Source organism: Kiritimatiellales bacterium, assembly GCA_041656295.1.
GTDB lineage: Bacteria > Verrucomicrobiota > Kiritimatiellia > Kiritimatiellales > Tichowtungiaceae > Tichowtungia.
The window spans coordinates 71,965-93,406 of sequence record JBBADV010000011.1 but is presented as its reverse complement, the minus strand read 5'-3'; the positions used below and the strand labels follow the sequence as shown (position 1 = coordinate 93,406).

Sequence of the window (21,442 nt, the reverse complement as noted above, 5' to 3'; positions counted from 1 at the left end):
GTGAAGCGTTATCACTATGGAACCCATGATCAGCTGAAAGAACACATACAGATCTTTTTGATGGCCTATCATTTCGCCAAACGGCTCAAAACATTACATGGCCTCACGCCATACGAATATATCTGCAGCATCTGGACTTCTGTTATGGATCGCTTTAGTTTGATCCGTTCCACCACACTGTGGGACTAAACATCTATCGAACTTTTCCAGCCGGTTGCCGAAGAAAAAAACATACAGCTTGAAGTAGAGCTGTTCGATGAGCCGCTACTTATTTCCGGCGACAAAAGCCGCATGCAGCGCGTCATTTCCAACCTGCTGGATAACGCCATAAAATATACACCCACCGGCGGATACGTTCATCTGTCCGCGCAAATCGCCGATGAATTTATCTGGATTGAAATTTCCGACACCGGCATCGGCATTCCTCCGCAGGAACTCAGCCGGATTTTTGACCGTTACTACCGCGGCGAAAAAAGTCGTTCATCGCCGGGCAACGGACTTGGACTAAGTCTCGCCCGTACCATCATACAGGCACACGGCGGCACAATTTCAGCAACAAATAAAACCATCGGCGGATGTATTATGACGGTTATAATTCCTCGCCTGAATTAAAACGAACGAACATAAACCAGAGGTGGAACGTGACCTCCGGGCACGTTCAAAACGCGCTCGGAGATCGCGTTCCACCAAACGAAAAATCGCTTCTCGATTTTTGACATTTAAATTATTGAGCCCAAAAAACTTTAATGCCGGTAAGAATCAACTGCGTTGCCAGTGCGCACAGGAACAGTCCGGTGAGCTTACTCAGGATATCCAGGCCTTTACGCTTTAACAGGCGCTCAATATGGTTGGAAAAATAAAGCAGTGCGCCAATAAACAATACGGCGACAGTGATGCCGAAAATTTCAATCAGCCAGCCGGTCAGCGGTTTTTGCACGGCACCCATAACCATCAGCGCACCGGTGGTGCCCGGTCCGACGGTATATGGGATCGCGAGCGGCACTACAGTGATATCGCCGGAATCTTCCGGACTGTGCCGCAAACTTTTCATAACGGTGCCGCGCACGAGTTCGATTCCGCTCAACAGCAGTAGAATTCCGGAGCCGATTTGAAACGCCGGCAGTGTGATACCGAGATAACGGAAAATCTGATTTCCGAAAAAATAAAGAATAATGCACGTCGCCCAGATGGTGAACGAACTGCGTAATGCAATCCGGCGCTGCTGAATATGCGGCATTCCATCGGTCAGGCCGACAAACACAGTCAGCACAAAAAATGGCGTTAACAGAAGAAACAGTTTGATGGAGATACGGATTAGCTCGCTAAACTGCATGGACTGCTCCTCTGCAAATTATTCTTCTGCTTTTTTCGGCAGATTGAGTTTAATGTGCAGTTCGCGCAGCTGTTTCATTTCAACTTCGCCCGGCGCATTCATTAACAGGTCTTCGGCTCGCTGATTCATCGGGAACGCAATAACTTCACGAATATTCGGTTCGTCGGCGAGCAGCATGACCATGCGGTCAACGCCGGGCGCAATGCCTGCATGCGGCGGCGCACCGTATTTGAATGCGCGGTAGAGCGCCGGAAATTTTGACTCGACAACATCCTGTCCATATCCGGCGATTTCGAAGGCTTTGATCATCAGCTCCGGACTGTGATTACGCACGGCGCCGGACGAGAGTTCAGTGCCGTTGCAAACGATGTCGTACTGATAGGCCAGCACGTCGAGCGGATCTTTATTCAGCAGTGCATCCATGCCGCCCTGCGGCATGGAGAACGGATTATGACTGAAAGCAACGTTGCCGTCATCGTCGAGCTCATACATCGGGAAGTCGACAATCCAGCAGAACCGGAAGACATCTTTTTCAAGCAGGTCGAGCCGGAGTCCAAGTTCGGTACGAACCGCTCCGCCAATGGACTGCGCGGTTTTCAACTCATCGGCAATAAAGAACATGGTATCACCGTCAGCCACTCCGCCGAGTTCTTTCAGCTGCGCGAGCTCGTCTTCGGACAGAAACTTGGCAATCGGACTTTTTACTTCACCGTTCAGCCAGCTGATATAACCCAGCCCTTTGGAGCCGACAGACTGCGCAAACGTAATCATGTCGTCAAAAAATTTGCGCGGCTGAGCGGCGCAGCCTTTCACGGCGATGGTTTTTACCACGCCGCCTTTTTCCACCGCGCCGGCGAATGCTTTGAATCCGCTGTTACAGAAAATTTCACTCGCGTCCTGAATGATGAGCGGATTGCGCAAATCGGGCTTATCGGTGCCGTATTTCTCCATCGCTTCGCGGTACGGAATACGCACGAACGGCGCGGTGTCGGTTTTCCTGTTGCTGAACTCTGCAAAGACAGTTGAAAGCAGTTTTTCGTTTACGGCGAACACATCGTCCTGCGTCGCAAAACTCATCTCCATATCGAGCTGATAAAATTCGCCGGGCGAGCGGTCGGCGCGCGCATCTTCGTCGCGGAAGCACGGTGCGATTTGGAAATAGCGGTCAAACCCGGAAACCATTAACAGCTGCTTGAATTGCTGCGGCGCTTGCGGCAGCGCATAAAACTTTCCGGGATGAACACGGCTCGGTACGAGATAGTCGCGCGCGCCCTCCGGTGAAGAACTGGTGAGAATCGGTGTCTGGTATTCAAGGAATCCCATGCCGGTCATCAGCTCGCGAATGCGTGAAATGACTTTTGAGCGCAATACGATATTGCTGTGCAGCGATTTCCGGCGCAGATCGAGAAAGCGGTATTTTAACCGCAGCGCTTCGGAGCACTCCTCTTCTTTGCTCACCTGAAACGGGATCACTTCCGCCTCACCAAGCACGCCCATTTCGTCGGCGACCAGTTCAATTTCGCCGGTGGCGAGTTTCGGATTGATTGCGGCGGCATCGCGCGCGACAATTTTGCCGGTGAAGCAGAGCACCGTTTCAACGCGCCAGTGTTCAATCTCTTTATAGAACGGTTTTTCGGGGCTGATGACGATTTGCGTAATACCGTAATGATCGCGCAAATCGATGAACAGAACGCCGCCGTGATCGCGAATGGTGTTGACCCAGCCGGAGAGCCGTACGGTTTCTCCAACCTGTTTTTTACGAAGCTCGCCGCAAGTGTGTGTGCGAAAAGGATGCATAGTTCAGTTCCCGGTTATTCAGTTCAGAGTTATCAGTTAAAAATTATTGGTTAACGATCAATTGTTCTAAAAGCGCCGGAAGTTTTACTTCCTGCTGGGTTCCGTCGTCCATATTTTTCAGAACAAAAATTTCTTTTTCCAGCTCGCTGTCGCCGCGGATGATCACGTGCCGGGCGCCGGCTTTATTGGCGCGCTGCATTTGTTTCTGCACTTTGCGTTCCGCTAATTCCATTTCACACGCGATGCCGTGTTGGCGCAGCGTTTGCATGAGCAGCATATTTTCCTTCAGTGCCGCCGCTCCGAGCGACACAATAAAAACCGGCGCCGGCGGCAAAAACTGCTCCGCCGTGATTCCGGTGGCGGCAAGTGCGGCGATGATCCGCTCAACGCCGACAGCAAAGCCGACGCCGTCCACTGCATGTTTTCCAAACTGCAGCCGGTAGCGTCCGCCGCCGGCGAGCGCGTTCTGTGCGCCGAGTCCGTCGTGCGCAATTTCCCACACGGTGTGGACGTAATAGTCGAGTCCGCGCACGAGCGACGGGTCGACGGAAACGTTCACTTCGAGTGTGCGCAGTGTTTCGACGACAGCGTTGAGATAGTCGCGCGATGCGGCGCACATAAACTCGGTCACCGGCGGAATGTCTTTAATGATGTTGCGTACCACCTCATCTTTTGAATCGAGCAGTCGGAGTACATTAGTTTCAAAACGCTGCCGTGCCTCTTCCGGCAGTTCGTGCAAACGCGGGCGGATAGCATCGCGCAGTCCGGAAAGAATCGCAGCGCGATCCTCCGGCAGTCCGATTGTATTTAAACGGATAGATGCGCCCTTGAGTCCCCATGCCGTCAGCAGATCGACCTGCAGTGCGATCACTTCGGCATCAGCGAGCGGATTCGGTGTGCCGACAGCCTCCACACCGATTTGATGAAACTGGCGTTTGCGGCCGGCCTGCGGGCGTTCGCACCGGAACATCGGACCCATATAAAAAATGCGTGCGCCGGCGGTTTCGTCTCCGCCGGATACGATGTAACGGAGTGTGCCGGCGGTGCCTTCAGGACGCAGGGCAAGATCACGCCCGCCGCGATCTTTGAGCGTATACATTTCTTTGGTGACGATGTCAGTCGTGTCACCGAGAGAGTGCGTATAGAGCGAGGTTTTTTCGAGCAGCGGCGTACGGACCTCTGTAAAGCGGTACCGTGCGAAAATTTCGCGCGCCTGCTGCTCAACCGCCTGCCAGAGACAGATTTCTGGCATAGCAATATCCGACATGCCCTGTACCGGCTGGAACTGTTCTGATGCCATCGATTATATGCCGGTAACGCGTTGTTTCATAATTTTGCCGGGCTTGAATTTCACCACACGGCGTTCAGGAATGATGACCGTATTTTCCGGTTTATTCGGATTGCGGCCGATGCGTGATTTGCGTGTGCTGATTTCAAACACACCGAAATTGCGGAATTCAATCGTTTGGCCGTCAGCGAGCGCATCGACGATATAATCCAGTGCTTTCTGAATCACAACAGTTACATCCTGCTGAATCAGTCCGGTTTCTTCTGCGATGTGAACCACCAAATCTCTTTTTGTTACAGCCATATCCTACCTCCGGTCTCTCTAAAAATCTAAGTTCTTATAATTAAGCGCATTATTGTAATTCCGGCACGTTTGCGGTCAAGCTATATTCCTGCTGCATGTCTATGGTGCCGGAGGAGGGACTCGAACCCTCACAGTATCGCTACCGCTGAATTTTGAGTCCAGTGCGTCTACCGATTCCGCCACTCCGGCTGAGTGAAAACCAACATAATATGAAAGGTTTGGGTCGTATGCAAGCGGGAATCAAAGCCGGCATATAATACGTTGATTGCCGCACGGATTTTTGCTGTTTAAAACAGATTGCCGACGAGTTCGGTACCCATGACGTCGAGGCTTTTCATATTTTTCGACGCTTCAAACAGGTCGGAGAGTGAAAGCAGTTCTTCGAGGATCATGAGTCGTGCGATGTGCTGCTGGTCGGACGGAACACTGGCATTAATGACGCTGCCGGTGCGCGTCAAGGTGAATACCAGATTATCCTTGCGCACCTGCCATGTTTCACCTTCCAGATGCAGGTGGTTGACGAAAAACTCTTCACGCTGAAAAGCGCGTACGAGACGCTGCATCATAAATTCCGCAATATCTTCCGACGGAAAATCAAGAGTGAATGCCGCTTCTTCATCATCACTTTTAGATATCTTGATGGAATCTTTCAACCCGGGTTTGCCGTTGAATGAACGGACGAGCAGGGGCGGCGCAACCATGGTTGTGATGATCGTCATTAAAATAGCGACGCCGAAAATATCCTGTCCGATCGCCTGCGAGGAAAGTCCGATTCCGGCGACGATCAGCGCAACTTCGCCGCGCGGCAGCATACCGAGTCCGATGCGCAGTGAGCCGCGCAAATTAAACTGGGTAAAATAGGCCGGCAATCCGCAACCCACCACTTTTGCCGCGATAGCAACGAATGAATAAATTAATCCAAATACCAGCGCGCTGCGCATGGCTGAAAAATTAACAAGCATGCCCATCACGCAGAAAAAAACCGGTACGAGCATATCGTATATACCCTGCAGCCTGTTTTGCAGTTCCTGAACCACATCAGTACGCGACAGTGAAAGTCCGGTAATGTACGCGCCGATAATCATGGCGAGTCCTGCCATTTCAGAGAGTCCGGCAAGCATCAGGGCAATCCCGAGTGAGATGGAAACAATGATTTCCGGTGAGCCGAGTTTTTTCAATGTGCCGGTCAGTTTCGGTGCGGCGACAAGTCCGACTGCGGTACAGACAATCCAGAAACCGAGTGCTTTGCCGGCAATAATTCCAATTCCGAGCCAGTCCATGGTTCCGCCGGCTTGAGCGACTTTGCTCATACCGACAACAATGGCTAATGTCACAATGCCGAGCACGTCGTCGATCACCGCACCGGCCAGAATGGTTACACCCTCCGGCGATGACATTTTCCGTTTTTCCGCCAGAATGCGCGCCGTGATGCCGACGGATGTCGCAGTGGAAATTGTTCCGAGGAAGAGGGCGGTGGGGTGCATGAACGACGGAGCCAGGCCGAACCACACTGCGCACAGATCACCGAAAACGAATGCAACCAGCAGTCCGCCGATGCCGACAATTGAACCGGTGACGGAATACCGCAGAAACGTTTTTAGATCGGTCTCAAGTCCGGACAAAAAGAGCAGTACAATCGAGGCGATGGTTGCGATGGCGTACAGTTCGGTGGATACCGGCAGTCCGCCGGAACCGGCAACAAACATGGGGCCAAGCTGCGGCAGAATAATTTTTGAACCGAACGCATACGGGCCGATCAGCATACCGGCGGCGAGTTCTCCCAGTACCCCCGGCATTTTTAGAAAACGCTGAAAAAGAAAGTTACCGAACCGCGCTGCAATAATAATCAAAGCGAGCTGCAAAACCAGCAGCGTCATAATTTCGGTGTATGAACGAGCCTCCACTGTGTGCTGTGCTGTCTGAATAACAGTGTTGAGAGTTTCGGCAACGTACGGAGCTGTATCCATGATATTTTCCTACGCGGTTAAAATGCTTAAAATTTCTTCGGCAGTCGCTGCTTTCTGTAATTTTTCCCGCAATTCCGGTTTGCAAAGCAGTTTGCTGATTTCGGCAAGAAACTGGATATGTGGTCCGGTGCGGCTTTTCGGCGAGAGTGTTATCACAAAAATATGCGCCGGGGTTCCATCCAGCGAGGTAAAGTCAACACCGGCACGGTGAATTCCGACAGCGGCGACGAGTTGTGTCACGGCGTCAGTTCTTCCGTGCGGAATAGCAATGCCGTTCTGCATGCCGGTAGACATTTTCGCTTCGCGGGCGAGAATCGCTTCAAGCGCGGCATCCTTGTCGGTGAACTTTCCGGCATTTGCCAGCGCGGTAACTATCTCTTCGATTACACCGTTCTTCGTGTCGGCTTTCAAGTCCGGCAGAATACACTCTTTTGTAAGAATCTTTTTGAGATTCATGATTCACTCCGGGTCAAAAATAAATCGCGCATTGTGAGCTTTTGCCCAAAAGGGTCAATGCAAAAAACCTGGCAAAAATTTTATATGGATTTGTTTGATTAATTTTTATGCGTTCAGTGTATTCTGTTAGTTTCAGTTACGCTGAAATTTTTATACAGTGCAATGGATCAAAAATTTTATTCGCGGGCGCAACATTTCAAATCAGCTTATGATTGTGGATAAAGCACAAAATCTGACCCCGCTGGAGGTGAAGACGGTAATTACACGCGTCGGACAGGATACAAAAATTGTGATGACCGGCGATCTGTTCCAGATTGATAATCCGTATGACGATAGTCTATCAAGCAGTTTGAGTGCCGTGATTGAAAAATTTAAGGAGAAATTTATCGCAGCGCATATCCTGCTGACAGAAGGCGTGCGGTCAGACGAGCGGAAAAAGCTGCAATCTGCTTTTAAACTGTGCGCCGGTTCTTTATAAACACGTTTCCGATGCAGAAAGGAGGAGGCGATGCTGTTCAAAAAAAATATAAAAAAAGTGCTGGCGGAAAGGGGCTTCACTCATTCAGGGAATGACGCTACGCTCTCAATTCACGGTGAATATGCGCGGCACATCCAATACGTCTTCTCCAAAGAACATTTCGGCAATGCCGGTCGCGTGATGGACCTGGTTTTCCTGACCGCGGATTTTCGTAATGAACGGATTGTGATCGGTTTTTTTCGCGAGAACGTGAGTGTAGAACACGGCGTGTTGATGAACACTGCTGCATCAATCCCGCTTCTTAAATTTTCCATCGAAACACTGGAAAAAGAGCTCGACCGGATAATTCCGTCTGACGATCCGGCGAATCAAGGAAACCTGGAAGGAATTTAACGACTAACAAAAGGATACAGTACATGAACGCACAAAAGCTTTTTGCTGACCGCATCGGCGGGGAAAATTACGGCAAATCCACCGCGATTTACAAATTTGAAAAAATCAAACGCGCCAAAGCCAAAGCACGCAAAGAACACCCTGAACTTGAAATTCTTGATTTCGGCGTCGGCGAACCCGACCGCATGGCACCACCGGTGATTCGCGATACGTTAAAAATTGAAGTCGATAAACCGTCCAACCGCGGGTATGCCGACAACGGCATTCCCGAATTTAAACAGGCTGCCGCGCAATATATGCGCGAATTTTTCGGAGTGGAACTTGATCCGGTAAGCGAAATCAATCACAGCATCGGCACAAAACCGGCGCTCGCCATGCTGCCGCTCGCCTTCGTAAATCCCGGCGATGTGATTTTCCAGACCGTGCCCGGTTATCCGGTGATGGCAACACACACCAAATATCTCGGCGGAAACGTTGTTGATCTGCCGCTGCTCAAAGAAAACAACTTTCTGCCGGATTTAAAAAATATTGATCCGGCACTGGCTGATAAATGCAAACTGTTCTATGTCAACTATCCGAATAATCCCACCGGTGCTGTGGCAACCGATGAGTTTTTCGATGAGCTGATTGCGTTTGCAAAAAAACATAATATTCTGATTGTACAGGATGCACCGTATTCCACGCTTGTTTATGACAGCCCGCTGAAGTCTATTTTACAGCGTCCCGGCGCGAAAGAATGCGCGCTTGAACTGCATTCCATGAGCAAGGCATATAATATGACCGGTTGGCGGCTTGCATTTTTCTGCGGCGCTGCCTGGGCGGTGGATGCGCTGGCGATGATTAAAGATAATTGCGACAGCGGACAGTTTAAAGCTATTCAGCTCGCAGCCTGTGCCGGAATTGCGGATTCATTGATTGCCGGAGACATCCGCCGGCATTATGAGCGCCGGCTGCGTAAAATGGTCGACGTGCTTAAAGACGCCGGCTTTAACGCCTCCATGCCTGGCGGAACGTTTTATCTGTACGTCGAGGCACCGCGGGGCGCCGGCAACATCGAATTCAAAAACGCTGAAGAAGCGTCGCTCTTTCTGATCGAGAACTCCGGGATTTCCACTGTGCCGTGGGACGAAACCGGACCGTATCTCCGCTTCGGTGCTGTTTTTGAAGCTGCGCACACTGCCGACGAAGACCGCGTGCTAAACGAACTGTCGCTCCGTCTCAAAAAAGCGGATCTGAAATTTTAATCCATAATTAAAAACCGCAATCCCTCAGTACGGTTTAAGGTTGAATTGTTTTTCGGTTTCAAAGATACTAACCGTTCATTTGAGCCTGAAAGAAAAAGGAGTTTTTAGATATGTCAGTGATTGAAGTTAATGAAATTCTCAAAATCCTGCCGCATCGTTATCCAATGCTGTTAGTAGACCGCATTATTGAGTGTGATGTTGAAAACCGCCGGATTATTGGCATTAAAAACCTGACGTTTAACGAGGGATTTTTTCAGGGGCATTTTGACGGGCATCCGGTGATGCCGGGCGTTTTACAGATGGAAGCGATGGCGCAGGTTTCCGGTGTAATCATGGCTAAACTCTTTAACGACTCGGGCAAAATCTTTTATTTTGCTGCAATTGATAACGCGCGTTTCCGGCGGCCGGTGGTTCCCGGCGATCAGTTGCGGATGGAAATAGAGGTGCTGAATGCTAAACCGCGCCTGTCCAAGGTCCGTGCCAAAGCCTATGTCGGCGATACTTTAGTTTCAGAAGCCGATCTGATGTTCAGCTCTGCAGGATAACTTCTATGAGTCAGATCCATCCAACCGCCGTTGTCGATTCAAAAGCAGTGATTGGCGAAGGTGTAAAAATCGGACCGTATTGTGTGGTCGGGCCGAATGCAAATATCGGCGCCGGTGCGGAGCTGATTTCGCACGCAGTGGTTGACGGCTATACAACGGTTGGCAGCGAATGTGTTATTCATCCGTTCGCGCGCGTCGGCGGGAAAACGCAGGACTTAAAATATAAAGGCGGTGCGCCGGGCGTGATTGTCGGTGATAAAACTGTGATCCGTGAATGCGTCACAATTAACGCCGGAACGCATGACGGTGAAATGACGCACATCGGCTCCAACTGTCTGATCATGGCCTACGCGCACGTTGCGCATGCGTGCAGCGTCGGCAATCATGTGATCATCGCCAACGGTGCTCAACTTGCCGGCGATGTAACGGTTGAAGATTTTGTAACCATTGAGGGGCTTGTCGGCATCGTTCAATTCCGGCGCATTGGGAAAATGGCATTTATCGGTGCCATGTCGAAACTCATCAAAGATATTCCGCCGTTTATGATTGCTGATGGACAGGACGGGGGTGTGCGCGGTTTTAACAAAATCGGCATGGAACGCCGTGGCGTTTCCGAGGAAGCGCGCGCGGGCATCAAAGAAGCCTACCGCATTCTCTACCGGCAGAACGATCCGCTGCCGGTTGCGTTGGAACGCATGGAGAAAGAACTGCCGCAACTGCCGGAGATGCAATATTTAATTCAGTTTATCCGTTCGTCTAAAATAGGAATTGCGCGATAACCTGGAAGATTTTGGGCCACAGGCATCAGGATTGAGGCGTTTAAATAGTATAGAACAAGTGAAACTCAGGTTTTATTCGCGCCCGTTCGCATGCATTCGCGGTAAAAAAAGGAGTTACCATGCAAAACAGCCAGCTCGCCGGAATGCTTCAGCAAACAGAACTTTTTTCACCGGAGCAGATACAGGCTGTTCTTGGTGTAATGGCTGAAGCCAATAACGGGCTGACGGAAACCGCCGTTGAAAAAACCGGCATACGCGAAGAGCTGTTTCTTGAAAGGCTGGCGCAGGTTATGAATCTGCCGTTCATCCGCCTGGCGGCGGCGGAAATTAATCCGGCACTGCTTGCCAAACTGCCGCCCAAAGCCGTCTTCCTCTACAATATCGTTCCAGTGGATTTCGAGGATAGTATTCTGCGCATCGCCACGTCTAATCCGCTGCAGCCCGGACTGCTGGATGCCGTCCGCCTTGTCACCGGTGAGCGCATACGGCTGGCACTCAGCCCTGCCGCTGATATCACCAGTGCCGCCAAACGCCTGTATGGCGTCGGTGCCGAAACGCTCGATCGCATGATGCAGGATGATAACCGCATTGACCTTGACGAAGAGGGACTTTTCAAACAGGACCTGAGCGAGCTCGATCAGGAAGCTTCCGTCGTAAAATTTGTAAACCAGATTATCTGGGAAGCGCACCAAAGCCGTGCTACCGATATTCATATTGAACCGATGGAAACCGATCTGCGCATCCGTTACCGCATCGACGGTGTACTGCATCAAACCCCGCTGCCGCCGGCGTTGAAGCGTTTTCAGTCCGCTATTATTTCGCGTATCAAAGTTATGTCGAACATGGATATCGCCGAAAAACGTCTGCCGCAGGACGGACGCATCAGCTTGCGTATTCAGAGCGAAGATATTGACGTGCGTGTTTCCACTATACCCACCGTGTACGGTGAAAGTGTCAGCTTACGTTTATTGCTGCGCGGCAGCCGCGTAATCACCATGGAGCAGCTCGGCCTCGATCCGGGCGACGAAACGGTGCTGAAAAAAATGATCACTCGCCCGCACGGCATTCTGCTATGTACGGGTCCAACCGGCTCCGGCAAATCAACTTCGCTGTATGCGTGGCTGCACACAATTAACTCCATCGATAAACGTATCATGTCCGCTGAAGATCCAATTGAATACGAAATGGCCGGCGTGAATCAGGTTCAGATGCGCCCCGAAATCGGACTCACGTTTGCCAGTACACTGCGCACATTTTTGCGGCAGGACCCCGACGTCATTATGGTCGGCGAAATTCGCGACGGTGAAACGGCGGACATTGCCATTCGTGCCGCACTTACCGGACATTTAGTATTCAGTACACTGCATACGAACGACTCCGCCTCCAGCATCAACCGTCTGATTGATATGGGCATCGAGCCGTTTTTGATTTCATCCTCCGTTGAGGGCATCATTGCGCAGCGCCTCGTCCGGCGTCTGTGTCCGAACTGCCGTGTGCCGGTGGACGTTGACGAACTCAAAAAAGAAATTTTGCATTGTGAAGGATTTCCGGTGGAAAAGCTTGTCGATCATAAAATTTATGAACCGGCAGGCTGCGATGAATGCCGCGGCTCCGGTTTTAAAGGCCGTACCGGGATTTACGAAATTCTCGTCATCACCGATCATATCCGCCCGCTCATTATCGATCGCGCGCCCGCCAGTGAAATCATGAAAGCTGCACGCGCTCATGGACTCCGTACCCTGCGCGAAGACGGCTGGAATAAAGTGCTCAACGGCGTTACTACCGTCGAAGAAATCCTTCGCGTTACCGAAGAAAATGAAGCATAAAGCGGTTGTTTGATCTGCTTCGACGCAGAAACAGCGGAGCGTTCGTGTCAACCATCCTTATTTTTCATCCGTACGGCTGGCGGCGCACGGTTCCCGGTTTACCGTATACTTCAGAGGCTTTGCGCTGGAAAATTCTACGCGTAACGATGTAACACGGGGAGAAGGGTTCACCGCCAGGGAGCCAAAGAAATTTATCTAAAAACCGGTCTGCCTGTTATCCTGACAAACCTTCCATTATTCCGTCGGCCATTGTACATCATACCAGTTGCCGGGCGCCGCCATTTTGAGCAGATCGCCGTCGCCGCCAAGGTGGCGGAGTTCTGCCGGCACGCGCGGATCGATGCGCTCAATATACGCCAGGTATCTGAGCAGCAGGATTCTGTATGCGGCAAAACCATTGCCAAAAACATAATTTCCGCTGCCGACGATGTATAACCACATGCCGTCTTCACTCTGCCGGCTTAATGAGGAGATTGCCTGTGTTTTCAGGTTGCCGGTTGAGATGGCCGAGTCGTTATCAATACCGGCGGTATTGGCTTTAGCGAGCATGCTGTCCAGGTCGGGGCAGTCGTGGATTGCGGTCATCGCGGCAGATATGGGGAAAGTTTGTGCCAGTGCCATTTGCTCCGGATCATCCAGAAAATAAATCTGATTCTTATAGGCGGTAAGCGGCCGTCCGCTTGCAATGTCGTAATAATAATACATCTTTCCATCTGGGAAAGTTGTCTTGAGCCAGGTCGAGGTTTTGCGGATCGGTTCAAGATAACGGTCGTCGCCGGAAAGCCGGTAAGCCTCAATCAGCGCTTTGGCAGCCATCGGGATGGCATCGTATGAGAGTGCCGGCGGCTCGAAGTCGCGCGCCCAGACCGGATTTTTTTGATTGTCGTACTGCAGCGCCCAGCCGCAAACGTGTTCGTTCTCAATCAGCGCGTCCACAAACCAGTCGGCGGCCTTTTTATAGGCTTCCATAAAACGCGGCTCATTGGAGAAGTGCCACAGAGAGAGCATGACGTCCATGGCAAAATTCATTGCATTATCATTAATTTCGCCGCCTTGCGGGTCTCTGCGCGTAGTGATGCCGATGCCGTTCTCCAGATCAACAGCGGACGACCAGCTTCCGTCCGGATTCTGATAGTCCATGAAGAATTCACCGTTTTTGACGGCGGCATTTTTATAGCGGATATCGCCGGTGACTTTATAGAGCGCCATCAGGAGTCCGAGCTGATCGCTTTGAACCCCGTCCTGCAGCAGTACGCCGGCGCCCGGCGCACGTTCTACGCCGCGCGGGGTGACGATATAGTCGCTGACCCAGTAGCCGCCATTATGTCCTTCATATTCGTCTGTAAACTGTGCGTCGATCAGCATTTCGCCGGTTTTGATGGCGATGTCGAGATAAACCGGATCACGCAGGACATCGTAGGCGTAGAGGAACTGTCCGGCGACGCGCGACGTTCCGATCTGTTTATTCAGGCTGATCAGATCGCGGTTAACCACCTGGTCGCGGCCCTGCGATGTCGCGCCGATGCATGACGGCCACGTATATACGGGCATCCAGCCGCCGAGATTCTGCAGTTTTGCTATCTCACGCAGGTTGTTGCGGACACCGGCTTCCACCCATCGGATTAAGTCTGCCTCATCTTCCGAAAGGCTGTTGTTTTCGTAGAGATTTTTCAGACTGCGGTCATAGATGGCAATTTCATCAAAGCGGTTGTCCTCATTCAGCAACCCGCCGGTAACCTGTCGTCCGGCTGCACCGCCGCCAACGTAGAAGATCAGCGCCGCACCGGGATGATCCGGCATATTAAAGGTGCCTTCCACCATCTGTCCGTTTACATCCAGCCAGCCTTTATCCAGCTGGGCATCCCATGATGCCGTGATACGATACCAGACATCGGCATTGAATGCCCCTTTGTCCCAGTTCAGAATTGAGATGTCCGGATAGTTCGGCTTTGTTCCCTGATAGCTGGAGAATACCAGTGCAAGGGCACTGCCGTTCCGGCGAATGCCGATGAAATGATTGCCGGTGGTGCGCACCTGCCACAGCCAGGCATCGCCCTCTGCGCCGGCAATCGCCGAACCTTTGCACCAGAATGTGATGGTTCCGTTTTCGGTGTTCACATTGTGGTCGCCGCGAAAACTCAAATGACCGCCTTTGCTGACGATGGTCATCGCGCCGTTGGTAATTCCGCCGGGAGCAACTTCTGCGTTATAGCCGCCGGCGCCGCCTTCCGAGCGGGAAAATTCGGCATCCAGCCCATCATCGAACGAGGCGTAGAATGAAAGCGTCGGCGGGAAATTTTTTTCCGGCACCGGTGCCGACGCCCTTGCTCCGATCTCTATGCCCAGCGCCTGAACTGCGCCGCAGCAAAACAGTCCTGAAACAACCGATAAAACACATTTTTTAATACTCATTCCCATGCACATGCCCTGACTCCTTATTATTATCATTAAATAATTATATCGTCTGAAACAGTAACGTTATTATGAAGTACGGCCCAAAAGAACCAATGGGAAAAACTAGTCATAAGCAGTACACTTTTTTAGACAGATATTTTTTGATTGCGGTAGAGATACCTCCGGGTAACTTCGGAATTCTTATTTTATCACAGTTTCTGTCGGAGCTGATCTGAACGCCGTGAAACTTCGCATTCGCGACATTAGAGCATTTTAAATTAATGTATAACCGCAAAAACGCGCAAAAATCGCAAAATAATTATGGGCCGAATGATTGATAAACCACGCATGAACACGAATGCAGCGCTTCATTGCCTTTTTGTAAAAAAATCCGTGTATCCGGTGTGTTTGCCGTTTTCACTGCTTTCTTTCAGAAAGCTACTCTTCGAATCCAGCCTGTCCGCGCATGCATCGTTGTGGGGCAGACATTCTTGTCTGCCCTGCGCAGGCAGGAATGCCTGCGCCACATTTGCCGCTCCGTCGTGGACAGGCAAGCAACTGTGTTTTTGTGGCTATAATTTTTCTTAATACGCTCTAAATCCGTGATATTCTGTCTTCGACCGCATAAAGTGGAGGAGGCTTCCAGCCTCCGGCCGGCGGCAGGAATGCCGTTTCCACTTTCTCCGCCGGAAAAAAGTTTTCTTTTTGTACAATAAATTCCGGTGCTTTTGCGTTCGTTTCCCGTTGGCGTGGATTTTTTAACGAAGGGTTCAATATGAAATTTCGGCAATGGGCGCTGGTGGCGGCGGCGGTATTTTCCGGCACGATTTTGTTTTCTCAGGATTTTCCGGCGCGTCAGCCGGCACCGGGACAGGGACAAAGTCAAAGACAGGGTTTCGGCGGACGGCCGGATTTTCAGAATATGACGCCGGAACAGCAGCAGCGTTTTCGTGAAGCAATGATGCAGCGGCAGCAGCAGGGCGGCGGCGGCGGTGCGGTTGCACGCGATCCGGCGGCGGTGGCAAGTCAGCGTACAGTGGAAGGCGGCGAACTGCAAACAACGCGTCCGCCGGTACTGAATCCGGCGAGTGCGGCGGTGAACTGGGAAAACGTGACGTTGAAGGATTGTATTGAAGTGCTCAGCCGCGACCTCGGCATGGAGTTTGTGATTTCGCCATCGGTGAATGTATCGCAGGAAGTGAGCGTGCGCGCCGGCGATGTGACGGCGTGGAATAACGAAGATAAACTCGAACTGTTTGACGCCATTCTGGAAACCGCCGGAGTGCAGCGCGTACAGCGCGGCCGCGTCTGGGTTTTTTCGCCGTCGGATATTCGTCCGGTGGTCGAATCGTTCACCGATGAAAAGCACGCGGACGGCAAGCCGGTGATCGGTGTGATTAAATTGAAATATATTGACGCGTCGCAGGCGGAGCAGTTTTTGAATACGGTCGGCGGACGTCCGCCGCGCGTGTTTGCGATGCGCGGTTCACGCATGGTGCTGGTGCTCGGCACGCAGCAGTTTTTAACACAGATGGAAGCGCTGGTGAAGCTGATTGATTTTCCGCCGGGCATGATGAAACCGTACGCGCTGCAGTTAGCTTCGTCGGATGATCTCGTGCGCGAACTGACGTCGATATTCACCGGCCGCACCGGCGGCGACGGCACGCCGGTGCGGTTTACATCCGTGCCGCGTTTGAATGTGATTGTTGCGCATAATGTGCCGGAAGGCTTAGCGGAAGATGTTGAGCGCTGGATTCATTTGCTCGATCAGATGGACGATACGAACGAACGCAGCACGCGCGTTTACCGTTTGCAGGTGATCGACGCCGACGTAATCGGTAAAACGCTGGATTCACTGTATTCGACGCTGTACCGGCAGACACAGGCGCAGCGCCGCGCGCAGCAGAGCAGCGCGGCGGCGGTGAGCCGCCAGCAGCAGTCTGCGGCACAAACACAACAGCAGCGCACGCAAACTGCCGGCGGCCAAACACAGAGCGCCGGAAATCAAAATCAGACGGCGCAGCGTTCAACAAGCGCAACGTCGGCGTCGCCGGAAATGGATGAAGAAGCGGTGATTCTCGCCGATAAAGATACGAACACGCTGATCATTAATGCCACGCCGGATCAGCATCGTGATATCGAACGCACGATTCGCGAACTCGACCGCCCGCGCCGGCAGGTGCTGATTGAAACGGTGCTCGTTGAAGTGACGCTCGACAAAGGTATGAGTCTCGGAATCGAGTGGGCGGTTTCGCAGGGACTCGCGGTGAGCGGAGATGTTGGTTATGGGCGTGATTGGAATCTTCCTTCAAGTTCAGCCGGACCTAACCCGGACGGATTTTCATACTTGCTGCAATCGAGTTCCGACAAACTGGCGTTTATTCAAGCGGCGGAAACGGACGACCGTTTGCACGTGCTCGCGTCGCCGACGGTACTGACGCGCGACGGAATGCAGGCGGAAGTTTCGTTTGGTAAAGAAGTGCCGATTCAGGAAAAGAGCATTTCCGGCAACAACAGTGCGCGCGACAATTATTCGTATACCTATAAAGACGCGAAGATGACGCTGACGGTGACGCCGGTGATTGACGACAATAAAATGGTGACGCTGAATCTGGTTCAGGTGCTGCGCCAGATTCCGCCGGATTATAAAATCACGGTGGACTCCAACAGTCAGGTTGCGCCGCCGATTTTCACGACGCGCGAAATTTCGTCGAACCTCCAGGTTGAAAACGGACAGACGCTCGTGCTCGGCGGTTTGATTCAAAGTGAAGATCAGAACATCCGCACCGGCATTCCGTTCCTGTGCCGCATTCCGCTCATCGGCCGGCTGTTCGGCCGCACATCGACGGTGAAAAAAGGTTCTGAAATTCTGATGATTCTCACGCCGTACGTTGTCGACTCGCGCGCAGAAACCGATTTCCTGACCGATTCATTCCGCGCCAAAATTATCGGCGGAAATTCCGGCGATGAACTCCGCAGGCTCTACAATCTCGAAGTCCCGGACGCGAAAAGCAAAAAAGCGGAGAAGAAAAAACCGGCGCCGGAAGCTGCCGCGGCTGAAGGAGAATAATCATGGCGTACCATCTGCTCGGTGACATTCTGGTTGCGCGCGGCGCCGCGAGCCGCGACGATATTCAGGCGGCACTGCGCGCACAGCAGGAAAACAGTTCCGGCGAACGGCTCGGCGAACGGCTGATTGACGCCGGAAAAATTTCCGGTGCCGATCTCGCCGTCGCGCTCGCCGAACAGTTTGACCTGCCGGTGTGCGAAATTGAAAATCCGGCGAAGCATGTTTTTCTTTCCGAAGAACTGCCGTTTGCATTTTTCTTTGAGCATCGGATTTTGCTGTTGAATAAAAACGACGAGATTTCCGCCGCCATCACCGATAATCCCGCCGATTGGTCGGCGATGGATGCACTGCGTTTGCAATACGGACACGATTTGCCGCTCTTCGTTGTAACGCCGGCGCAGATGGATGAAGCGCTCGCAACAACCGGCGGCTTCGCCGAGAATAATCTCAGCACTGTAATGAAAGACGCCAGCGTTTTTGAGGCCGGCGACTGGAGCGACGAAGAGGAGCATTTGCGCGACCTCGCACTCGAAGCGCCGGTGGTGCGGATGGTGAATCTGATTATCACGCAGGCTGTCAAACGGCGCGCATCCGACATTCATGTGGAAATCGGCGAACACCGTTTGCGCGTTCGCTATCGCGTCGACGGCGCTTTGTACGAAGCAGAACAGATCGACAAAAAACATCACGCCGCCGTCGTGTCGCGGTTGAAACTGCTCGCCCGGCTTGATATTGCCGAACACCGCATTCCGCAGGACGGCCGCATTAAAATGAATATTCAAGGCCACGATTTGGATATGCGCGTTGCAACCACGCCGACCATTTACGGCGAGAACGTCGTTATTCGTCTGCTTAATCAGCAGCAGGTTGAACTGAAATTCGACCGCCTCGGAATGCCGGCGCGCGAGCAGCAGCTTTTCAAAAAAATGATCGAAGACCCGCAGGGTTTTATTCTGGTTACCGGCCCGACCGGCAGCGGAAAAACAACCACGCTGCACACCGCACTTACACATCTGAACAGTGAGAAAGTAAAAATTATTACGATTGAAGATCCGGTGGAAATCCGGTTGCCGGCGATCAATCAGATTCAAATGAATCCGAAAACCGGCATGACGTTTGCAAACGGGCTGCGTTCGATTGTCCGTCAAGACCCCGATATTATTATGGTCGGCGAAATTCGAGACAGTGAAACAGCGGACGTTGCCATCCAGGCGTCGCTCACCGGTCACATGGTTTTGAGTACGCTGCACACAAATGATGCCGCCGGCAGTATTGCGCGCCTTTCAGAAATGGGCGTGGCAAATTATCTCATCGCATCGGCGCTGAGCGGTGTGCTCGCGCAGCGGCTTTGCCGCCGGATCTGTTCGCAATGCAAAGAGCCGAACACGATCGAAGGGTCGCACCTCGCCGATTTTCCGGAAGCGCGCGAACGCGAATACACACTCTATCACGGACGCGGTTGCGAGCATTGCGACGGCACCGGCTTTTACGGCCGCATGGGACTTTATGAACTGCTCGTGGTCGACGAAGAAATGCGAGCGCTTATTCAGTGCAGCGCCGAAGCCGCGCCGCTTCGTCAGCTTGCGCGCGCCAGCGGTACGCGGCTGCTGCGCGAATGCGGCTGGGACGCCATTATCGCTGGCGACAGCACCGTTGAAGAAATCCGGCGCGTAACGAGATGGGGATAAAAATGAAAGCACGAAATCCGCAGCTCGAAATTCGAAACAAACTTCAAATTAAAAACATTCCACCGGTTTTTTATTTTGAATTTTTAAAATTAACATTTGTTTCGTGCTTCGAATTTCGAATTTCGAATTTTTAAAAATGAACCGCTATTCATACAGAGCTGTAACTGCCGATGGAACGCCGCGCAACGGCGCGCTCGAAGCACCGGGCAAAGCGCAGGCGCTGCAGTCGTTACAGAAAAACGGCTGGATTGTGTTGAGCCTCACCGGCGCCGGCGAGCAGGGCGTGAACGGTTCGCCGGCGCTGTCATTAACAAAACGGATTAAGCAGCAGCAGCTTGTCGATTTTTCAACCGAAACATCGGCGCTGCTCGACGCGAAAGTTCCGCTCGAACAGGCGTTGAAAACGCAGGCGGAACTTTGTACGCATCCGCGTTTCAAAGAAGTTCTCACCGCAGTGTGGCAGGATGTGAACGGCGGTGCGTCGTTCGCCGATGCGCTGGCGCGTCAGCCGCAGGTGTTCAACCGGTTTTATGTCAACATGGTGCGCGGCGGCGAAATGTCCGGCTCGCTGGATTTGATTATGCGGCGCATTGCCGAACTGCTTGAACGCCGGATGAAACTGCGCAGTAAAGTAACCGGCGCGCTGATTTATCCGTCGCTGCTCGTCGTCATGGGCATCATCGTCATCGCCATCATGATGTTTTTTGTGGTGCCGAGTTTTGCAGAAATGCTGGAAGAAAACGAACAGCTTCTGCCGGCGCTGACCGCCGGCGTAATTTCCGCCAGCCGCTTTTTCCAGCGTTACTGGTGGATTTTTCCGGCGCTCATCGCGCTGCTGTTTTTCCGGCATAAAATGAAAACGCGCACCGAAGACGGCGAAATCGCATTCGGGCGCGCCGTGCTGAAAATTCCGCTGTTCGGTACGCTCATCGCACAGGCGGAAACAAGCCGCTTCTGCCGGATGATGAGCTCGCTGCTCGACGGACAGGTTCCGATTCTCTCGGCGCTCTCAATTACCGGCGGCACACTCAACAACGCGGCGTTGCGGAATTTAATGAAAGAAGTTTATGTGCGCGTGCAGTCCGGTCAGCCGATGGGAACATTTCTGCAGCAGAACAAAGAATTTCCGGAACTCGCAGCGCGCATGATCACAATGGGCGAAGAATCCGGCGAACTGCAATTCATGCTCAACAAAGTCGCCGACCGCTACGAAGAAAAAGTTGACGCCACCACGTCGCGCGTCGTCACCGTCATCGAACCGTTTTTTATCATCGTCATGGGAATTGTTGTCGGCGTGATTGTTGTCGCAACGCTGCAGGGAATTATGATGATGAGTACGGGAGGATAGAAAATATTTCGTATTACGTATTTGCGTATCTTGGCGAGGAATACGCAGTACGCAATACGGAATAAAGAGGAAGAAATATGAAAAAAAGAAAACGCTCAAATGCAGGTTTCACCTTAGTCGAACTGCTCGTTGTGCTGGTAATTCTGATGATTATCGGAACAATTGCGGTGCAGAATTTCAGCGGCGAAGAAGACAAAGCCAAAGTCAAAGCAACGCGAACATCATTCACCGCGCTCGAAAACGCACTCGAACGGTTTCGTCTGGACATCGGCCGTTATCCGTCGCCGGAAGAAGGACTCGGTGCTCTGTACGATTGTCCCGACGGACTCGAAGACCGCTGGGCCGGCAAATATCTGACGAAGCGCCGCGCACTGCGCGACGGCTGGGGCAACGATTATATTTTCATCGTCCCCGGTTCCGGCAATGAACCGTTTGAAATTATTTCCTACGGCGCCGACGGTGTTGAAGGCGGCGAAAAATATAACGCCGATTTATCAAATCTGGATGAGGAATAATGAGAGTTCAGCGTTCAG

18 protein-coding genes, 1 tRNA gene and 1 pseudogene are annotated in these 21,442 nt (G+C 52.2%); 12 read left to right on the top strand and 8 right to left on the bottom strand.

All coding sequences use genetic code 11. The features are described from left to right. Positions 1 to 242, top strand: a pseudogene (locus WC959_08615) (hypothetical protein). Further along, positions 196 to 612, top strand: coding sequence for a sensor histidine kinase (locus WC959_08610; GenBank protein ID MFA5689192.1), 417 nt, complete (start codon positions 196 to 198; stop codon positions 610 to 612). The pseudogene WC959_08615 and the gene WC959_08610 overlap by 47 nt, the downstream one beginning before the upstream one ends. 112 nt (positions 613 to 724) lie before the next feature. On the opposite strand, the gene WC959_08605 is transcribed toward WC959_08610, so the two are convergent. The 7 genes from WC959_08605 to WC959_08575 all read right to left on the bottom strand — a co-directional run bounded on the left by WC959_08605 (position 725) and on the right by WC959_08575 (position 7,144). Beyond that, entirely contained in the window at positions 725 to 1,333 is a 609-nt protein-coding gene (locus tag WC959_08605; protein MFA5689191.1) for a MarC family protein, read from the bottom strand. An 18-nt stretch (positions 1,334 to 1,351) separates the two neighbouring features. Next, positions 1,352 to 3,130 carry an aspartate--tRNA ligase gene (gene aspS / locus WC959_08600; protein ID MFA5689190.1) on the bottom strand — a complete coding sequence of 593 codons (1,779 nt, stop codon included), beginning with the start codon at positions 3,128 to 3,130 and terminating at the stop codon, positions 1,352 to 1,354. A gap of 43 nt (positions 3,131 to 3,173) precedes the next feature. Further along, positions 3,174 to 4,430: a histidine--tRNA ligase gene (gene hisS / locus WC959_08595; GenBank protein MFA5689189.1), complete on the bottom strand. Its 1,257-nt coding sequence runs from the start codon at positions 4,428 to 4,430 to the stop codon at positions 3,174 to 3,176. A 3-nt stretch (positions 4,431 to 4,433) separates the two neighbouring features. After that, positions 4,434 to 4,721 (bottom strand): HU family DNA-binding protein, encoded by a 288-nt coding sequence (locus WC959_08590; GenBank protein ID MFA5689188.1) that lies wholly within the window; start codon positions 4,719 to 4,721, stop codon positions 4,434 to 4,436. A 102-nt stretch (positions 4,722 to 4,823) separates the two neighbouring features. Then, positions 4,824 to 4,910: transfer RNA gene (locus WC959_08585), tRNA-Leu, on the bottom strand. 98 nt (positions 4,911 to 5,008) lie between these two features. Next, positions 5,009 to 6,688 carry a cation:proton antiporter gene (locus WC959_08580; GenBank protein MFA5689187.1) on the bottom strand — a complete coding sequence of 560 codons (1,680 nt, stop codon included), beginning with the start codon at positions 6,686 to 6,688 and terminating at the stop codon, positions 5,009 to 5,011. A gap of 9 nt (positions 6,689 to 6,697) precedes the next feature. Then, the gene (locus tag WC959_08575; GenBank protein ID MFA5689186.1) at positions 6,698 to 7,144 is read right to left on the bottom strand and encodes a PTS sugar transporter subunit IIA; all 447 of its coding nucleotides are present in this window, start codon (positions 7,142 to 7,144) and stop codon (positions 6,698 to 6,700) included. Positions 7,145 to 7,301: 157 nt separating this feature from the next. Here WC959_08575 and WC959_08570 point away from each other — a divergent pair, with 157 nt between their 5' ends. From WC959_08570 to WC959_08545, 6 genes are all read left to right on the top strand, one after another. Beyond that, positions 7,302 to 7,622, top strand: coding sequence for a PhoH family protein (locus WC959_08570; GenBank protein MFA5689185.1), 321 nt, complete (start codon positions 7,302 to 7,304; stop codon positions 7,620 to 7,622). A 30-nt stretch (positions 7,623 to 7,652) separates the two neighbouring features. Then, positions 7,653 to 8,015 (top strand): hypothetical protein, encoded by a 363-nt coding sequence (locus tag WC959_08565; protein ID MFA5689184.1) that lies wholly within the window; start codon positions 7,653 to 7,655, stop codon positions 8,013 to 8,015. A 23-nt stretch (positions 8,016 to 8,038) separates the two neighbouring features. Continuing rightward, positions 8,039 to 9,259: an LL-diaminopimelate aminotransferase gene (locus WC959_08560; protein MFA5689183.1), complete on the top strand. Its 1,221-nt coding sequence runs from the start codon at positions 8,039 to 8,041 to the stop codon at positions 9,257 to 9,259. Between the two features lie 110 nt (positions 9,260 to 9,369). Then, positions 9,370 to 9,804 (top strand): 3-hydroxyacyl-ACP dehydratase FabZ, encoded by a 435-nt coding sequence (fabZ, locus tag WC959_08555; protein ID MFA5689182.1) that lies wholly within the window; start codon positions 9,370 to 9,372, stop codon positions 9,802 to 9,804. A 5-nt stretch (positions 9,805 to 9,809) separates the two neighbouring features. Continuing rightward, positions 9,810 to 10,583: an acyl-ACP--UDP-N-acetylglucosamine O-acyltransferase gene (gene lpxA / locus WC959_08550; GenBank protein MFA5689181.1), complete on the top strand. Its 774-nt coding sequence runs from the start codon at positions 9,810 to 9,812 to the stop codon at positions 10,581 to 10,583. Between the two features lie 119 nt (positions 10,584 to 10,702). Then, on the top strand, positions 10,703 to 12,409 hold the full coding sequence (locus WC959_08545) for a GspE/PulE family protein (protein ID MFA5689180.1): 1,707 nt from the start codon (positions 10,703 to 10,705) through the stop codon (positions 12,407 to 12,409). Between the two features lie 234 nt (positions 12,410 to 12,643). On the opposite strand, the gene WC959_08540 is transcribed toward WC959_08545, so the two are convergent. Next, positions 12,644 to 14,821: a hypothetical protein gene (locus tag WC959_08540; protein MFA5689179.1), complete on the bottom strand. Its 2,178-nt coding sequence runs from the start codon at positions 14,819 to 14,821 to the stop codon at positions 12,644 to 12,646. 757 nt (positions 14,822 to 15,578) lie between these two features. Between WC959_08540 and WC959_08535 the strand changes: the two genes are divergently transcribed. The 4 genes from WC959_08535 (at position 15,579) to gspG (ending at position 21,424) form a co-directional block, all read left to right on the top strand. Beyond that, entirely contained in the window at positions 15,579 to 17,873 is a 2,295-nt protein-coding gene (locus WC959_08535; protein MFA5689178.1) for a secretin N-terminal domain-containing protein, read from the top strand. A 2-nt stretch (positions 17,874 to 17,875) separates the two neighbouring features. Continuing rightward, the gene (locus WC959_08530; protein MFA5689177.1) at positions 17,876 to 19,561 is read left to right on the top strand and encodes a GspE/PulE family protein; all 1,686 of its coding nucleotides are present in this window, start codon (positions 17,876 to 17,878) and stop codon (positions 19,559 to 19,561) included. A gap of 136 nt (positions 19,562 to 19,697) precedes the next feature. Further along, positions 19,698 to 20,909, top strand: coding sequence for a type II secretion system F family protein (locus tag WC959_08525; protein ID MFA5689176.1), 1,212 nt, complete (start codon positions 19,698 to 19,700; stop codon positions 20,907 to 20,909). A 77-nt stretch (positions 20,910 to 20,986) separates the two neighbouring features. Next, positions 20,987 to 21,424 (top strand): type II secretion system major pseudopilin GspG, encoded by a 438-nt coding sequence (gene gspG / locus WC959_08520; GenBank protein ID MFA5689175.1) that lies wholly within the window; start codon positions 20,987 to 20,989, stop codon positions 21,422 to 21,424. The last annotated feature ends 18 nt before the right edge of the window (positions 21,425 to 21,442 follow it).

What these genes read in the sequence shown, in the direction of transcription:
- WC959_08605 (MFA5689191.1), bottom strand. Translation starts at nt 1,333, where the DNA reads ATGCAGTTTAGCGAGCTAATCCGTATCTCCATCAAACTGTTTCTTCTG.
- aspS (MFA5689190.1), bottom strand. Translation starts at nt 3,130, where the DNA reads ATGCATCCTTTTCGCACACACACTTGCGGCGAGCTTCGTAAAAAACAG.
- hisS (MFA5689189.1), bottom strand. Translation starts at nt 4,430, where the DNA reads ATGGCATCAGAACAGTTCCAGCCGGTACAGGGCATGTCGGATATTGCT.
- WC959_08590 (MFA5689188.1), bottom strand. Translation starts at nt 4,721, where the DNA reads ATGGCTGTAACAAAAAGAGATTTGGTGGTTCACATCGCAGAAGAAACC.
- WC959_08580 (MFA5689187.1), bottom strand. Translation starts at nt 6,688, where the DNA reads ATGGATACAGCTCCGTACGTTGCCGAAACTCTCAACACTGTTATTCAG.
- WC959_08575 (MFA5689186.1), bottom strand. Translation starts at nt 7,144, where the DNA reads ATGAATCTCAAAAAGATTCTTACAAAAGAGTGTATTCTGCCGGACTTG.
- WC959_08565 (MFA5689184.1), top strand. Translation starts at nt 7,653, where the DNA reads ATGCTGTTCAAAAAAAATATAAAAAAAGTGCTGGCGGAAAGGGGCTTC.
- WC959_08560 (MFA5689183.1), top strand. Translation starts at nt 8,039, where the DNA reads ATGAACGCACAAAAGCTTTTTGCTGACCGCATCGGCGGGGAAAATTAC.
- fabZ (MFA5689182.1), top strand. Translation starts at nt 9,370, where the DNA reads ATGTCAGTGATTGAAGTTAATGAAATTCTCAAAATCCTGCCGCATCGT.
- lpxA (MFA5689181.1), top strand. Translation starts at nt 9,810, where the DNA reads ATGAGTCAGATCCATCCAACCGCCGTTGTCGATTCAAAAGCAGTGATT.
- WC959_08545 (MFA5689180.1), top strand. Translation starts at nt 10,703, where the DNA reads ATGCAAAACAGCCAGCTCGCCGGAATGCTTCAGCAAACAGAACTTTTT.
- WC959_08540 (MFA5689179.1), bottom strand. Translation starts at nt 14,821, where the DNA reads ATGAGTATTAAAAAATGTGTTTTATCGGTTGTTTCAGGACTGTTTTGC.
- WC959_08535 (MFA5689178.1), top strand. Translation starts at nt 15,579, where the DNA reads ATGAAATTTCGGCAATGGGCGCTGGTGGCGGCGGCGGTATTTTCCGGC.
- WC959_08530 (MFA5689177.1), top strand. Translation starts at nt 17,876, where the DNA reads ATGGCGTACCATCTGCTCGGTGACATTCTGGTTGCGCGCGGCGCCGCG.
- WC959_08525 (MFA5689176.1), top strand. Translation starts at nt 19,698, where the DNA reads ATGAACCGCTATTCATACAGAGCTGTAACTGCCGATGGAACGCCGCGC.
- gspG (MFA5689175.1), top strand. Translation starts at nt 20,987, where the DNA reads ATGAAAAAAAGAAAACGCTCAAATGCAGGTTTCACCTTAGTCGAACTG.